This window comes from Mycobacterium sp. NPDC048908 (assembly GCF_043197955.1).
Lineage (GTDB): Bacteria > Actinomycetota > Actinomycetes > Mycobacteriales > Mycobacteriaceae > Mycobacterium.
The window spans coordinates 158,697-173,482 of the sequence record NZ_JBICUE010000010.1 but is presented as its reverse complement, the minus strand read 5'-3'; the positions used below and the strand labels follow the sequence as shown (position 1 = coordinate 173,482).

14 protein-coding genes and 1 pseudogene are annotated in these 14,786 nt (G+C 66.0%); 4 read left to right on the top strand and 11 right to left on the bottom strand.

Going from position 1 to position 14,786, the window contains the following annotated elements; genetic code table 11:
- Positions 1-1,806 (bottom strand): methylmalonyl-CoA mutase small subunit, encoded by a 1,806-nt coding sequence (mutA, locus tag ACGFK1_RS24020; RefSeq protein WP_393435198.1) that lies wholly within the window; start codon positions 1,804-1,806, stop codon positions 1-3.
- A 100-nt stretch (positions 1,807-1,906) separates the two neighbouring features.
- Here mutA and ACGFK1_RS24015 point away from each other — a divergent pair, with 100 nt between their 5' ends.
- The 3 genes and pseudogenes from ACGFK1_RS24015 (at position 1,907) to ACGFK1_RS24005 (ending at position 3,599) form a co-directional block, all read left to right on the top strand.
- Positions 1,907-2,653 carry a TVP38/TMEM64 family protein gene (locus ACGFK1_RS24015; RefSeq protein ID WP_393435195.1) on the top strand — a complete coding sequence of 249 codons (747 nt, stop codon included), beginning with the start codon at positions 1,907-1,909 and terminating at the stop codon, positions 2,651-2,653.
- Between the two features lie 43 nt (positions 2,654-2,696).
- Positions 2,697-2,852, top strand: a pseudogene (locus ACGFK1_RS24010) (wax ester/triacylglycerol synthase domain-containing protein); the annotation flags it as partial.
- A gap of 342 nt (positions 2,853-3,194) precedes the next feature.
- Positions 3,195-3,599 (top strand): WS/DGAT domain-containing protein, encoded by a 405-nt coding sequence (locus tag ACGFK1_RS24005; RefSeq protein ID WP_393435192.1) that lies wholly within the window; start codon positions 3,195-3,197, stop codon positions 3,597-3,599.
- A 14-nt stretch (positions 3,600-3,613) separates the two neighbouring features.
- On the opposite strand, the gene ACGFK1_RS24000 is transcribed toward ACGFK1_RS24005, so the two are convergent.
- On the bottom strand, positions 3,614-4,813 hold the full coding sequence (locus ACGFK1_RS24000) for an SPFH domain-containing protein (RefSeq protein ID WP_393435189.1): 1,200 nt from the start codon (positions 4,811-4,813) through the stop codon (positions 3,614-3,616).
- A 32-nt stretch (positions 4,814-4,845) separates the two neighbouring features.
- The gene (locus tag ACGFK1_RS23995) at positions 4,846-5,277 is read right to left on the bottom strand and encodes an NfeD family protein (protein ID WP_393435186.1); all 432 of its coding nucleotides are present in this window, start codon (positions 5,275-5,277) and stop codon (positions 4,846-4,848) included.
- A 59-nt stretch (positions 5,278-5,336) separates the two neighbouring features.
- On the opposite strand from ACGFK1_RS23995, the gene ACGFK1_RS23990 reads away from it, so the two are divergent.
- A complete protein-coding gene (locus tag ACGFK1_RS23990; protein WP_393435183.1) occupies positions 5,337-6,179 on the top strand; it encodes a hypothetical protein in 843 nt (280 codons plus the stop codon).
- 2 nt (positions 6,180-6,181) lie between these two features.
- Here ACGFK1_RS23990 and ACGFK1_RS23985 read toward each other — a convergent pair whose 3' ends face one another.
- From ACGFK1_RS23985 to ACGFK1_RS23950, 8 genes are all read right to left on the bottom strand, one after another.
- A complete protein-coding gene (locus ACGFK1_RS23985; protein WP_393435180.1) occupies positions 6,182-7,543 on the bottom strand; it encodes a hypothetical protein in 1,362 nt (453 codons plus the stop codon).
- 361 nt (positions 7,544-7,904) lie between these two features.
- The gene (locus tag ACGFK1_RS23980; protein ID WP_393435178.1) at positions 7,905-8,930 is read right to left on the bottom strand and encodes a ferrochelatase; all 1,026 of its coding nucleotides are present in this window, start codon (positions 8,928-8,930) and stop codon (positions 7,905-7,907) included.
- A complete protein-coding gene (gene inhA / locus ACGFK1_RS23975; protein ID WP_393435176.1) occupies positions 8,930-9,739 on the bottom strand; it encodes an NADH-dependent enoyl-ACP reductase InhA in 810 nt (269 codons plus the stop codon). The genes ACGFK1_RS23980 and inhA overlap by 1 nt, the downstream gene beginning before the upstream one ends.
- 16 nt (positions 9,740-9,755) lie before the next feature.
- Entirely contained in the window at positions 9,756-10,472 is a 717-nt protein-coding gene (fabG1, locus tag ACGFK1_RS23970) for a 3-oxoacyl-ACP reductase FabG1 (protein WP_393435173.1), read from the bottom strand.
- Between the two features lie 78 nt (positions 10,473-10,550).
- Positions 10,551-11,558, bottom strand: coding sequence for a VWA domain-containing protein (locus tag ACGFK1_RS23965; RefSeq protein ID WP_393435171.1), 1,008 nt, complete (start codon positions 11,556-11,558; stop codon positions 10,551-10,553).
- A gap of 5 nt (positions 11,559-11,563) precedes the next feature.
- Positions 11,564-12,571 carry a VWA domain-containing protein gene (locus ACGFK1_RS23960; protein WP_393435168.1) on the bottom strand — a complete coding sequence of 336 codons (1,008 nt, stop codon included), beginning with the start codon at positions 12,569-12,571 and terminating at the stop codon, positions 11,564-11,566.
- Positions 12,572-12,594: 23 nt separating this feature from the next.
- Entirely contained in the window at positions 12,595-13,542 is a 948-nt protein-coding gene (locus ACGFK1_RS23955; RefSeq protein WP_393435165.1) for a DUF58 domain-containing protein, read from the bottom strand.
- A complete protein-coding gene (locus tag ACGFK1_RS23950) occupies positions 13,539-14,687 on the bottom strand; it encodes an AAA family ATPase (protein ID WP_393435162.1) in 1,149 nt (382 codons plus the stop codon). The genes ACGFK1_RS23955 and ACGFK1_RS23950 overlap by 4 nt, the downstream gene beginning before the upstream one ends.
- Positions 14,688-14,786 lie beyond the last annotated feature (99 nt).

Here is a 14,786-nt window from a genome sequence, read left to right as displayed (position 1 = left end):
TCATGCCCCCAATCGGGTGAGCAGGTCGGAGAGCGTCGTGACCGCGTCCATCTTGGCGGTCAGGTAGCCGTCTGGTTTCGAATCTGCTTCGGCCACAGCCTTTTCCGGGCCCGCCAGCAGTACGTGTGACACTCCTGCGTTGCGGGCCGTGTCGACGGCGGCCGAGGCCTCGGTGGCGTAGCGGGCATCGGTGCCGCAAATCACCGCGATCGGGAAAGACTCGGCGCTCGTGTCCTGCAACACCGCCTCGATCCCGCCGGACGCCAGCAGATTGGTGGCGAAAGTCGTGCGGACGTTGTGTTCGGCCAGTGGGCCCAGTGGCAGCAGCAACACCGTCGGCCGCGATCCGGTCTTCTCCAGATACGCGTCCGACCGGTTCCGAAGTGCCTCGAACCCCGCGGCGTAACGCACCACCGCCTCGAGACCATCACCTTGTGGAAGCGGCGGTTCCGCGAGATTCGGATATTCGTTGACGCCGGTGATCGCGGTACGCCGGTGTGCGATGTCGTCGGCGCGGCGGTGGGCCACCTGGTTGATCTCGTTGACCACGTAGTCACGGGCCGCGTCGAAGCCGCCTCGAGATTCGATGTCCTGGAAGTGTTTCCACGCCTGCTCGGCCAGGCTCTTGGTGAGGTCCTCGACGAACCACGACCCGCCTGCCGGGTCGAGCACCCGACCGATGTGCGACTCTTCGAGCAGGAGCAGTTGGGTGTTGCGGGCGATGCGTCGCGCGAAACTCGGCGCCGTGCCGGGGAAGCCGCCGGGAATCGCGACGTCGAAGGGATGGACCAGCACGGTGTCCGCGCCCCCTGTACCGGCGGAGAACGCCGCCACCGTGGCGCGCAGCATGTTCACCCACGGATCCCGTTGCGTCATCATCGGCAGTGACGTGACCGCATGCAGGCGGGCTGCGCCTGCCTCGGGCTCCCCGACCACCTCGGCCACCCGCGCCCACAGTTGCCGGGCTGCACGCAGCTTGGCGATCGTCATGAACTGGTCGTCGTCGGCAGCGAAGCGGAAGCTGATCTGCCGCAGCGCATCTCGAGTTGTCAGACCACCGTCACCGAGCAGGCGCAGATAACTGACCGCGGCACCGATGCTCGCCGCCAGTTCCCACGATGCGCTGGCACCGAGATTGTGGAAGGCGGGACCGTCGACGGTGATCGCCCGCACACCGCCGCGGTATCCGGCCACCTTGGCCGCCGCTGCGACGACGTCGGCGACGCCGGGCGCCGGCTGCGCACTCAACGGCGCCGTCAACGGGTCGCCGCCCAGATCCACCGACAACCGCGACCGCTGATCGGCGTCCAGATCGGTCAACAGCGCGAGCACCGCGTCCACCGCGGCCTGGTAGTCGGCACCGGCATCGAGCACCACCGGTACAAGGTCGAGGAAGACGCCGTCGAGCAGCCGATCCAGGTCTGTCGCCGCGCCCGCGACGCGCAGCACCAGCGCGCTGACGCCCTCGGTCAGAGCCAGCAGCACGGCACCGTTCGCGTCTGCGGCGGTCGACCCGTTCGCGGGAAACGCCTCGGCCACCCGCCATCCGGCCTTGACGTCGCGTAGCGCGTCGCCGCCCCTGACGAACGGCCACTGCCCCGGCAGCGCGGCTTCTGGCAGCGCATCGAACGAGGTGTACAGCGGGCGGACCGGAAACCCTTCGTAGGTCGGCGAGTCCAGCAGCCGCTCGGGCTCGGCGAGCAAATCCGCCGGGTCGCGCCTGGTGCTCTTGGCCAGGACGCCGGCTACCGCCGTGCGCCACCTCGCGATATCGGAATCCGTAACGCCGGGTTTCTGCACAGCCATCAGGCTAAATGATCGCCATCACAGCGCCGCTCGCTGGTGGGTCGACTCACAGCGCCGCTGAGAGCGTGGCCGCTTCCCGCTGCCCGTAGTCTTGGTAGGCGTGAAACCCGTCGTCAGCACCCTGCGTGCGCTGCGTGCCGCTGTGCTGTCGACGGCGTCCTCGGTTTCGCCCCGCCGCTTCATCGCGATCCTCACAGCAATTGTGATTCTGATCGCAATTGCGGTACTCGTTCCGCTGCCGACGGCCCTTCAAGTGCGTGATTGGGCGACGTCGGCCGGTCCGTGGTTCCCGCTGGCCTTCCTCGCCGCCCACATCCTGGTGACGGTTTTCCCGTTTCCGCGCACCGTCTTCACGCTGACCGCCGGCCTGCTATTCGGCCCCTACCTCGGCGTCCCCCTGGCGGTGCTGGCCAGCACCGTCAGCGCCGTCATCGCGCTGCTGCTGGTGCGCGCCGCGGGCTGGCAACTGAGCCGCCTGGTCCAGCACGACCGGGTGGAATCCGTCGACGCCCGGCTACGCGAGCGAGGCTGGCCCACCGTGATCTCGATGCGGATGATCCCCGCGATGCCGTTCTCGGTCGTCAACTATGCGTGCGGCGCGTCGGCGGTGCGGGTGCTGCCGTACACGCTGGCCACGCTGGTCGGGTTGCTGCCGGGCACCGCCGCTGTGGTCATCCTCGGCGACGCACTCACCGGCAATGTCAGCCCGCTGCTGTTCGTGGTGTCGTTGTGTACTGCGAGCGTCGGTATCGCCGGGCTGATCTACGAGATCCGCACCCACCGGCGCCAGCACCGCGCCCGCCAACCCGAGTCGGCTCGAGACAACGCGCCTGCGACCACCTGTTAGCGATCGCAAATAGAGGCCAAAAGGCCGTAACCGTGCTCCCCCGCTGTGGGAACTCTGGGTCGTCGAGGGCCTGAGCAACGATCGATGGGCGATGCTGCTCAAGGAGCACCACTGCATCGCGGACGGGCTTGCCATTGCCCACATGGTCGCGGGCCTTGCTGACGGCGGATTGCGCAATAGCTCTGTGCTGCAATGCAATACAGAAGCGGAATCCGCTGCAGGCCCATCGCTGTCGGATCTGAACCCGGTCACGTGGCTGCGTGGACTCGCCCGTGTCTCGGCGGACCTTCTCCGGCCCTCTGCGCCGACACCGCTGTGCGGTCCCGGTGAGCAACCTGCGCCGGTACGGCGCAGCCAGTGCGTCGTTGAAGGACATCCGGCAGGTGTGCGACGTGTTCTCTGTCAGCGTCACCGATGTCGCGCTGGCGGCGCTCACCGACAGCTACCGCAAATACCTGATCGGCCGCGGTCTGCAACCGTCGCAGGCGATGCTGCCCCTTCTTCCTGTCGAGGAGGCAAACCCGGTTCAGCAACTCCGTGTTTGCACTCCCGCCTGGCCAACGCTGAACCGAAAAGCGGCACCATCGGATCAGCGGTCGACCGGGTGCCCTTTCCCGTCACGTCGTGGGCTCTGCGATTTCTGGCGCGGTTGCCGCGTCCCGGCGTCGCCCCCGTCACCGCCGGCGTGCCGGGGCGGTGCGATCCGCTGCAAGTCATGGGTCGACGAGTGGTGTCGGTGATCCCAACTCCCGGGCTCGCGACGGGTTCGCGCACAGGCGTGTCGGTGCTCAGTTATGCCGACGACGTGTATCGCGGCATCCTGACCGACTTCGAGGCGGTGCCTGACGTCGACACGCTTACTCGTGGGGTCGAGGCTGCGGTACGCCGTCTGATCGCAACAGCAAGCGGCGCAAGCCGATCCGCGATTACAGGGGACTGTCGCTGATCATCAGCGCATAGCTACAGCGAGTGCGCTCCCCCATCACGGGTGATCGGCGCGGTGGCTCCCGTCGGTGGCGGGGTCAACGACGGCGGCGCCGCGTAGCCCGGGCCGGCGACCGGCGTGCGCGCCTCGGCCTCCGCCTTCGCGACGGCCTGGGCGATCGCCGGATCGGTCTGCGTCGAGAACCAGTCGGCGACCTCGTCGGAGTCGTCCTCCGGCTTGGGCAGGTCGTCATCGACTTCAGACGGGGTGTAGCGGAACACGCCGTCCTCGCCGGGCGCGCCGAGCAACTTGGTGAATCCCTGTAGTGCCGAACCGAAGTCGCTGGGCACCAGCCACACCTTGTTGGCCTCGCCCTTGGCCATCTGCGGCAGCGTCTGCAAGTACTGATAGGCCAGCATCTCCGGGGTGGGCCTGCCGGCCTTGATGGCGGCGAACGTCTTCTCGATGGCCTTCGCCTGACCTTGGGCCTGCAGGTACTGGGCGGCGCGTTCACCCTGTGCCCGCAGGATCCGCGACTGGCGGTCGGCTTCAGCAGCCAGGATCGCCGCCTGCTTGGCCCCCTCCGCCGCCAGGATCTGCGACTGCTTCTGGCCCTCGGCCTGCTTGATCGAGGCCTCCCGGGTGCCCTCCGCGGTCAGGATCATCGCGCGCTTCTCGCGGTCGGCGCGCATCTGCTTTTCCATCGAGTCCTGGATCGACGGCGGCGGGTCGATGCTGCGCAGCTCCACTCGTGCGACGCGCAGCCCCCACCGACCGGTGGCCTCGTCGAGCACACCGCGTAGTTGGGCGTTGATCTGGTCGCGGGAGGTCAGCGTCTGCTCCAGGGTCATGCCGCCCACCACGTTGCGCAAGGTGGTCGTGGTCAACTGTTCGACGCCGACGATGTAGTTGCTGATCTGATACACCGCTGCCTGCGGATTGGTGACCTGGAAGTACACCACCGTATCGATGTTCACCGTCAGGTTGTCCTCGGTGATCACCGGCTGCGGCGGGAACGACACCACCCGCTCGCGCAAGTCCACTCGGGCGCGAATCTTGTCGATGAATGGCAACAGCAGCGTCAGCTGGCCCGACACCGTCTTGCTGTAGCGGCCCAGCCGTTCAATGACGGCGGCCTCGGCCTGCGGGATCAGCGCGATCGACTTGGCAACGATGATGGCGGCGAAAACCACCAACACCCCGACCAGAATGAGGCCGGCGACGGCACCTTCCATGCGGGTTCCTTCCCTAGTGTGTCCAGTGTTCTCTAGACGAGCTTTTGGACGACCGCGGTGGCGCCATCTATGTGCACGACGGTGACGTGGTCACCCGGTTCGTAGACATCGTCGTGGTTGTACGGGCGCGCCGTCCAGATTTCGCCGTCGAGTTTCACCTGGCCCTCATGGCGCGCCACCCGGTCCAGCACCAGCGCGCTCTTGCCTTCGAGCGCCTTCACCGGCTCGGGCAGACCCTTGCCCGACATGAAATGCCGCCTCAACGCGGGGCGCACCAGGACGAGCAGAAGCACCGAGACGACGAGGAACACCGCGCCGTGCACCCATAGATCATCGAAGACCAGGCTGGAACCGGCTGCGGCCAGCGCACCGCCGCCGAGCATGAGCAGAAACAGGTCGCCGGTGAGCGCTTCGGCCCCCGCCAGACCCACTGCGGCGATTAGCCAGATCAGCGCGACGGGCATGCCGTCAGCCTATCGCGTAGCCGACTCAATGAGCGGCTAACAACTACACTGCGAGGATCATGTGGTGCCCCAGTGTTTCCCTGTCCGTCTGGGCCAACGCCTGGCTTGCGGGCGCGGCCGCGCCCGACGATGTGCTCGATGCGTTATCGCAATGGGCACCAAAGCATTCGGTGACCGCCTACGACGCCGTTGCGGCCGGCCGCACCGGTTTGCCATGGCCCGACCTGAACGACGCGGGCGCGGTGTCGCTGCTGCAGACGGTGCGCACGACCGCGGGAAAGGGCTTGTCGGCACCGGCCATCGGCGTGGTGTTGCCGGTGCCCGGCGACGTGCGCGGGTTGCCGGCGGGCACCCAATTCCAGCGCGACGCGGTGACAGCCGGTGAGGCCGTGATCATCGGCCGCGACACGTCGACCGCAGTGGGTCTTGTCCCGGAATTCGAATACGACGAACTGCACGACGAGTCCGATTACGAGCCTGAACCCACATCATTGTCGTGGACCGTGTACTCCGTGTCGGCCGGAGTCCCCGACGAATACCACGACCTCGGTGACGCAGAACTCACACTGCGCAACGCCGTGCGGTCGGCGGCCGACGCGCTCGGGGCGATCCGCGCCGCGGGTTCCGATGTGGCCGACCCCCGTGGCCTCGTCGAGCAGGTGCTGGAAAGCAGCCGAGGCCACCGGGTGCCCGACCACGCGCCGTCACGCGCGGTGCGCGTGCTCGAGAACGCCGCCTACATCGACGCGATCGTCACGGTCAGTTCAGGGCTGATCCCGATCGGGCTGCAGACGTCGTCGGAGGTCCAGATCGCCAGCGACGCGTTGCGCCCGCTGTCATCAGTGGTGCGGTCCGCGCGGATGGCGGCGGTCAGCGCGATCCTTTACTCCGCCTGGCAATAGCGCTACGCGGCGCCCTGGTCGGCGTCGGCATGCTCGCCGTCGTTCGCGCCACCCGCATCGGGGTCCGCCGCGCCAGCGGGGTTCGAGTCAGCGGCGTCCGCATTCACGTGCGTGCCGACGTCGGGCGGCTGGGAATCCTTGGTGCCCGACGGATCTGCGGTGGCTTTCGTGTCGTCGAGTCGGCTGACCAGTGGGTTGACCTTCTTGACGTTGAGTCGCACGTGGCTGTTTTCCCGTTTCGCGGGCGCCTTGACCGTCGTCGTGCCCTGGTCGTCTGCTTCGACTGTATTCTTCTGCGCCGAAACAGGATTCGCGTCGTTGTCTGGCCTGGCGCCCTCGTCACCTGAATCCTTGCCGACGTCGGAGTCCGCCACCTTTGCGTCGGCGATCTGAAGGTTGACCACCCGAGCGTTATCCGTTTGGTCCACGACTTCGATACTGGATACCTCCTTCGCCTGCGCGGCCAACGGCGAGACGAACGGCGACGGGAAAACAGGTGCAGGCAGCGCATTCAACACCGCGGTCAACGCACCATCAAGCCCGTTCTTGACGGCAGCGACGACACCGCCGATCGGAGGCACGGCGGTCTTGATCACCCCGTCGATGAGGGGTTCGATCGCGAGCGAATAGATCGAGTCGATGGCCACGGGGTTCGAGAACGGATTTATCAAGCTGTACGCCAGATAACTGGCGAGCCCGGGAATGTCGGCAGGCGTGTTGATGGCGGACTGCGCGACGCTCAACAGCGTGTTCGGCGCTTGGCCGGCGAACATCAACCCGCCCCAAATTGACACGCCGACACTGTCAACCGCGGTCAGGAAGCCGTTCGTGAGGTTGTCGACGAGCGGTGAGAGCACTGCCGCATTGATGGCGTTGATCCCGGCCGTCGGATCGGGTAGCAGGCCGCCCAATCGGCCCGGATCAATGAATTGGAAGATCGCGGCGTAGGCGTCGGCGATGGGTTGACCCAACTCCGGCGGGAGCAGACCGGTAATCGTATTGATCAACGGAGACGGGATGTCGAAAAGATCGAGCAATTCCAACGTGACAACCGCACTTGCGATACTCGCTGCCAATCCCGGGTTGTCAATCAGCGCCCGCACCCAGCGCGCGTCGAAATTCGGCTCGACACCGACAAAGAACAATGCGTTGCTGATGGTCTCGCCGGTCGCATCCAAGGTGGCCGCGAAGCCATCCAGCAGATCGTTGATCAACGCCTTCTGCTCGACGGCTATTGTTCGCTCAGCGACCGCAACCGGCCGGCTGATATCGGGCGGCGAAATGACGACGGGAGCAGCCACGAGAGCGGCAGCACCAGCGATGACGATGCCATTGGTGACGTAGGGTTTGAGACTGAGTTGCATGATGATCCCCCGGCCGTTAGTTAGCTGACGATATGCCAGAAAGTAGCTGAACATCTGCTGTAAAGCGGCAATATCGACCGCAATCCCGTGCTTGGGCGCCCCCGGTAATTGCACAATCAAGTAATTGACGCGCGAAATAATTCGCTAAATTTGACGCACAGTGTTCGCGCAGATGGGGCGACCGACGCCGACCCGAATATTTCGCAATCACCGATTGCCGATCAAAAACAGCGAAACGGAGCGCATTCTTTGCCGACGCACAAAAGCAGCAATGCGCCCGGGTGGCTGTCGGGGCAATGGATGGTCGACCGCGAGTGACTCTCGCTGAATTGCTGCGCGGGCCGACCCAGCTCGCAAATTGTTATCCGCAGTGCGGCGTGCACACGACGCCGTCGACCGAAAAACCTTGTAGCGGCGGCGCGTCAGGGCCGAACACCCGCGCAGGTTCACTACCCGCACGGACCTCTTCGATCAACTCGGCGACAAGTCGGGCGAACCGAGGATCGGCGTTCGGCGTCGCCGCCCTCGCGAACGCGATACCGAGTTCCGATGCTTGCTGCGCCAATTCGTGGTCCAGATCCCACACCACCTCGATGTGATCGGACACGAAGCCGATGGGGCAGACGATCACCGCCGTGGTGCCGGCCTCGGCCAATTCCGCTAGGTGATCGCCGATATCGGGTTCCAGCCACGGCACCTGCGGCGGGCCTGACCGCGACTGCCACACCTGGTCGTAGTCGTCGTAGCCGGCAGCGGCGGCCACCAGACGGGATGCATGGCCCACTTGGCGGCTGTATAGGTCCGCGCCACAACGGTTTCGGGCAGCAAGTGGAATGGAATGCGCGGTGAACACCAGTCGGGCATTGTCGGGCACCGTGCTGGCTGCCGTCCTGATGCCTTCGGCGAACATCTCCACGAACAACGGGTGGTCGAAGTACTGTCGCAGCTTCACCAGGCCAGGCGCCCCCTCGCCTGCCGCGGCCCTGGCGCGTGCGATGTCCTCGACATACTGGGTGCAGCTGGAGTAGCCGCCCCATGCGGAGGTGGCGAAGACAGCGGCGTGGCGAATGCCGTTGTCCCGCATAATCGCAACCGTGTCCTCGACGTACGGCTCCCAGTTCCGGTTGCCGAAGTACACCGGCAGGTCGATCTCGGCTTCTATCGCGGTGATCAGCTCGCGATTGATGCCGTTGATCGGGGAGACACCGCCGAAATGCAGGTAGTGCTCGGCAACCGACGCCAGCCGTTCACGAGGGATGCCTCGGCCGCGGGTGACGTTCTCCAGGAACGGCATCACATGTTCGGGCGCCTCGGGTCCGCCGAAGGACAGGAGCAGAAGCGCGTCAAAGTCCGTTGCTCTTCGCGCAAGCGGCTCATCGGCGTGCATCAGAGCAACTGCGTGCTGGCGCCGCCGTCGGCGTAGATGATGGTCCCCGTGGTGGCGGGCAGCCAGTCCGAGAGCAGCGCGCACACCGTCTTGGCCACCGGCGTCGGGTCCTTCATGTTCCAGCCGATCGGCGCGCGCTGATCCCAGCCCTCTTCGAGCAGTTGCATCTGGGCGCCGGCCTCCTCGCCGAGTGCCCCGCCGACGATAGCGCTCATTGCCAGGGTGCGAATCGGTCCTGCCGCAACGAGATTCGACCGTACGCCATACTTACCGGCCTCACGTGCCACGAACCGGTTCACCGACTCCAGGGCACTCTTGGCCACGGTCATCCAGTTGTAGGCAGGCATCGCGCGCGTCGGGTCGAAGTCCATGCCGACGATGCCGCCGCCTGGATTCATGATCGGCAGCAGCGCCTTGGCCAGTGAGGCGTAGGAGTACGCAGAGATGTGGATGCCCTTGGCGACATCCTCATACGGCGCGTCGAAGAACGGGTTGATGCCCATTCCGGTCTGCGGCATGTAGCCGATGGAGTGCACCACGCCGTCGAGCCTGTTGCCGTCCCCGATCACCTCGGTCACGCGGTCGGCGAGCGTATTGAGGTGCTCATCGTTCTGCACGTCGAGCTCCAGCAGCGGCGCCTTGTGCGGCAGTCGGTCGGCGATGCGCTGGATGAGCTTCATCCGGTCGAATCCGGTGAGCACCAGTTCTGCGCCGGCCTCCTGCGCCACCTTCGCGATGTGGAACGCGATCGACGAGTCGGTGATGATCCCCGTGACGAGGATGCGCTTGCCTTCAAGAAGTCCTGCCATGTCCTGGTTTTCCTTTCTAGTGGCCCATGCCCATGCCGCCGTCGACCGGGATCACGGCGCCTGCGATGTAGCTGGCATCCTCTGACGCCAGGAAGCTGACGGCACCCGCGACGTCCTCGGCGGTGCCGACCCGCTTGGCAGGGATGAAGTCCAGGGCGCCCTCCTGGATCCGCTCGTCGAGCGCACGGGTCATCTCGGTGTCGATGTAACCCGGCGCAACCACGTTGGCAGTGACGCCGGCCTTGGAAAGCTCCCTCGAGATCGAGCGGGCCATGCCGATCAGGCCGGCCTTGGCGGCCGCGTAGTTGGCCTGGTTGCCGATACCCCACATACCGGACACCGATCCGATGAAGATGATTCGGCCGAACCGCTTGCGCTGCATGCTGCGCGACGCCCGTTGCGCCACCCGGAACGCGCCGGTGAGGTTGGCGTTGATGACCTCGGTGAAGCGCTCCTCGGTCATCCGAATGAGGAACGCGTCCTTGGAAATCCCTGCATTCGAGACGAGCACCTCAACCGGGCCCTGGTGCTCCTCGACCTCCCTGAACGCGCGGTCGACAGCCTCGCTGTCGGTGACGTCGCACACGACGCCGAACAGCCCGTCGGGCGCGCCGGACCCGCGGTGCGTGACCGCGACCTTGTGACCGTCGGCGGCCAAGCGCTGGGCGATGGCCAGTCCGATGCCCCGGTTTCCACCGGTGACCAGAACGGAACGGGGCACAAAATCAGCCATTGTTGTTTCTGCTCCTCGCGTCCGCAGTCATGCAGGCCAACTTAGTGCCTTGGACGCAAACTTAAGAAATCGCCTTAGTTAGTTCGGCAGCCGCCGGTTGATCACCAACGCCGCGATCGCGGCCAGCGCCAACACGAACGCACCCAGCCGCAGCCAGCCCGCACTCGCGTCACCCTTGCGCGTCTCGTAGCCGATCTGCTCCTGCAGGTTGGTGAAGACCTCCTTGAGCTGTTCCAGGCTGTCCGCGGTGTAGGACTGGCCATTCGACAGCTGAGCGACCTTCTTGAGCATCGCGTCGTCCACCGGCACGGGCGTGCGCTGATCGTTCATCTCGACATAGCCGTACGGGGTGCCGAAGGACACCGTCGAGATTCCCACCCCCTGGTCCTTCGCGGCGCGCGCGGCGGTGTAGGCACCCTTCGGGTTGTCCGGGTTCGACGGCACCGTCTCCTTGCCGTCCGACATCAACACGATGCGGGCCGGCGGCGGTGTGTCGCCACCTCCGATCACCGCGCCGACGGTGTTGATGGCCTGCAGCGCGGTGAAGATCGCCTCGCCGGTCGCGGTCCGGTCGGCGACCTGCAGCTTGTCGATCGCGTTCTTCGATGCATCACGATTGGTGGTCGGTGAGACCAGCACAGTGGCCGTGCCCGCATAAGAAATCAGCCCAAGGTTGATCCCCGGCGTCATCTGATCGACGAATTGCTTGGCCGCTTCCTGGGCGGCAGCCATCCGGCTTGGCGAGATGTCGGTGGCCCGCATCGACTGGGACACGTCGATGACCAACATCACCACAGCGCGGTTGCGCGGGATCCGCACGTCGTGCGTCGGACCCGCCATCGCGATCGTGAACGACACCAGCGACACCATCAGCAGGATCGTCGCCAGATGCCGCCAGCGCGAAGGCCGTTTGGGCGCAACACTTTCCAGCAATTCGGTGTTGGCGAACCGTTGCAGTCGCTTGCGCCGGGACCGCTGGACGCCGATATACAGCACGACGAGTCCCGCCACGACGAACAGGAACAGGAAGTACCAGACGTGGTCGAAGCCCGTCAGCGTCATCGGTCCGAGCAATGGAAGTGTCATGAGCCTCAGTTGGGTAGTCGGCGGTTGATCAGCATGGCTGTCAGCGCCGCCAGCGCCAGCACCAGCGCGCCCAGCCGCAGCCAGCCTGCGCTCGCGTCACCCTTGCGGGTCTCGTAGCCGATCTGCTCCTGCAGGTTGGTGAAGACCTCCTTGAGCTGTTCGAGGCTCGACGCGGTGTAGGACTCGCCACCGGACAATTCGGCGATCTTCTTGAGCATCTCGTCGTCGACCGGCACGGGCTGCCGCTGGTCGTTGATCTCGACGTAGCCGTACGGGGTGCCGAAGGACACCGTCGAGATCGGCACGCCCTGGTCCTTGGCCGTGCGCGCGGCGGTGTAGGCGCCCTTGGGGTTGTCCGGGTTCGACGGCACCGTCTCCTTGCCGTCCGACATCAACACGATGCGGGCCGGCGGCGGTTCATCGCCACCGCCGATCACCGCCCCCACGGTGGCGATCGCTTGCAGCGCAGTGAAGATGCCCTCGCCGGTTGCGGTGCGGTCCGCTAGTTGAAGTTTGTCGATCGCGGCCTTCGACGCCTCCCGATTGGTGGTCGGCGAGACCAGCACGGTCGCCGTGCCTGCGTAGGCGATCAAGCCCAGGTTGATGCCGGGAGTCAGCTGATCGGCGAATTGCTTGGCCGCCTCCTGCGCCGCGGCGAGCCGGTTCGGCGACACGTCGGTGGCTCGCATTGACTGCGACACGTCGACGACCAACATCACCACCGCGCGGTTGCGCGGTATCCGGACGTCGTGCGTCGGGCCGGCCATCGCCACGGTGAACATCAGCAGTGACAACACCAGCAAGATCGCAGGCAGATGACGCCAGCGCGAAGGACGTTTCGGCGCAACGCTTTCCAGCAACTCCATGTTCGCGAAGCGAAGCATCCGGCGGTGCCTGGCCAGCTGCACCAGGACGTACAGCACGACGATTGCGGCGACGGCGATCAGGAACAGAAAAAACCAGGCGTGTTCGAAACCCGAAAGCGTCATCGGGCCGAGCAACGGTAATGTCATGCGCCAGTTGTCATTTCGTTGGATTAACCCAGACCGGCGAGCGCTCCGCGGCGGCGGTTGGCAACGAAGCGGACGACGTCGGCGATCCAGTCTCTGTCGGTGCGCAGCGACAGCAACGGCGCGTCACAGCGTCGCAGCGTGCGGGCGACCTCGGCGCGATGCGCTGCCGCCGCCTTCTCGAAGTCCTCGCGCAGCTGCTCGTCGATGGTGAATTCCCGGGTGACACCGGTTTCGGTGTCCTGCAGGATGACATCGCCGACGGGCGGCAGTTCGACATCGCGCGGATCGAGAACCTCGATGCCGAGCATCTCATGCCTGCCCGCGATCGCCCGCAGCGGGCGCATCCAGTTGATCGGGCCGAGAAAGTCGCTGATGATCACCGCCATGCCGCGCCGGCGCTCAGGCCTGCGCAGCGCGTCGATCGCCGCGGCAAGGTCGCCGCGGACCCCAGGCGGCGCCTTGGGCATGGTGGCGATCGTGCGCAGCAGTTCCTGCTCGTGCATGCGGCCCGACAACGCGGGGACCCGACGCACCGAATCGCCGTTGGCGATGATCGCGCCGATCCGGTTGCCGCCGCCACTGTTGAGGAAAGTGATCGCCGCCGCCGCCGCTACCGCCAAATCGCGCTTCTCGCAGCCTGTGGTGCCGAAGTCCAGGCTCGCCGACATGTCGACCACCAACCACGTCTCGAGCTCGCGGTCGGCAATCATCTGCCGCACATGGGGATGGGTGGTGCGCGCGGTGACCGACCAGTCCATCCGCCGGACGTCGTCGCCTGGCTGATACAGCCGCGACTCCCCGGGTTCCGAGCCAGGGCCGGGAAGCAGGCCGAGGTGGTCGCCGTGCAGCACGCCGTCGAGCTTGCGGCGAACGGTCAGCTCGAGCTTGCGCAGTGCTGCCGTCAGCGCGGGATCACGGATCTCCCCGCGCTTCAACGACGGAAGATCGACCCCTCGTCTAGAGGTAGTCACCGATTACCGGCGGTGGCCGCTGCGGTCGGCATCACCGGCGGCACCGAATGTCCTTGCTGCGGAATGGCATTCACCTGCGGCAGCGCCACCGTCTGGAGGATCCGGTTGATCACGGTCTCCGCCGAGATCTCGTCGGCCAGCGCGTCGTAGGTCAGTACCAACCGGTGTCGCAGCACGTCGGGGATCACCTCGACGACGTCTTGCGGGATCACATAGTCACGGCCACGCACCAGCGCCAACGCGCGCGCCGCCGCGATGATGCCCAGCGATGCACGCGGTGAGGCCCCGTAGGCAATCCAGGCCTTCGCGTCGGGCATGCCGAATTTCTCCGGCGCGCGTGTGGCGGTGACGATGCGCACCACATAGTCGACCAGCGCGTGATGCACGAAGTTGTTGGCCGCCACGTCCTGAAGGCGCAGCAGATCGCCCGGGGCAAGGATCTGCTTGGGTTCCGGCGGCTTGACGCCCATCCGGTACACGATCTCGCGCTCCTCCTCAGGAGACGGGTAGTCGATGTTGAGCTTGAACAGGAAGCGGTCCCGCTGGGCTTCCGGCAGCGCGTAGACGCCTTCCTGCTCGATCGGGTTCTGCGTGGCCATCACCAGGAACGGCGCAGGCAGCGGGAAGGTCTTGCCGCCGATCGAGATCTTGCGCTCGGCCATCACCTCGAGCAGCGCCGACTGCACCTTGGCGGGCGCGCGGTTGATCTCGTCGGCGAGCAGGAAGTTGACCACCACCGGGCCGAGCTCGATGTCGAATTCCTCCTTGCCCTGCCGGTAGATGCGGGTACCGATGATGTCGGTGGGCACCAGGTCCGGGGTGAACTGAATGCGGGCGAAGGTGCCGCCGACCACCTTGGCGAACGTCTCGACGGCCAGCGTCTTGGCCACGCCAGGCACACCTTCGAGAAGGACGTGTCCCTTGGCGAGCAGTCCGACCAGCATCCGCTCGACCAGTTGGTCCTGTCCGACGATGATCCGCTTGACCTCGAAGATGGCGCGTTCGAGGGTGTGCACCTCCTGCTGGAGGCCTCCGTTGTTCGGCGGCGCGGCATGCGTGCCGGGGGTCCCGGGGTTGTAGGCCTGGGTGGGAGCCTGTCCGGAAAAGCCCCCAGCGCCCTGCGGTGGCCCACTCGGTGACGTCATCAACGGTCCTTCCACATCAATCAAGACGCTGGTCGCGGCGGCGCCGGCCGGAGTTGGCCACACGCTCGTCGTCAACTATTCCAGGCGCTCCGGAATCCG